The sequence below is a fragment of the Polaromonas sp. P1_G2 genome (assembly GCF_056405515.1).
The window spans coordinates 1-413 of the sequence record NZ_JBFUBY010001374.1; the positions used below are offsets into that span (position 1 = coordinate 1).

1 protein-coding gene is annotated in these 413 nt (G+C 61.0%); it reads right to left on the bottom strand.

Translation table 11 applies throughout. The annotated features are described in order from the left end of the window. The coding region (locus AC1D0P_RS30630; protein WP_477680172.1) for an SDR family NAD(P)-dependent oxidoreductase at nucleotides 1-329 on the bottom strand (329 nt) is incomplete at its 3' end. Nucleotides 330-413 lie beyond the last annotated feature (84 nt).

Below are 413 nucleotides of genomic sequence, written 5' to 3' on the forward strand. Positions count from 1 at the left end.
ATGTTGATGACCGCGTCCCAGTCCTCGTCGCTCATGCGCATCATCAGACCGTCGCGGGTGATGCCGGCATTGTTGACCAGGATATCGACGCCGCCCAGCGTGCTTTCGACATCCTGCGCCAGCGTCTTGAGCGCGGCGCGATCGGTTATGTCGGCCGTGAAGACATAAGTACGGTCACCAAGCTCGGCGGCAAGCGCGTCGAGCTTCTCGCGGCGCGTGCCATGCAGGCCGACCGTAGCGCCCTGCTTATGCAAAGCGCGGGCGATCTCCTCGCCGATGCCTCCGGAAGCACCTGTGACAAGTGCCTTGCGGCCGGTCAGATCAAACATGCTCATATCCTTGTCTTGATCAAATCCATCGGTGGGATGTCATGCATTCAATGTAGCCAGCGCGGCGTCGATATCGGCGGAGCC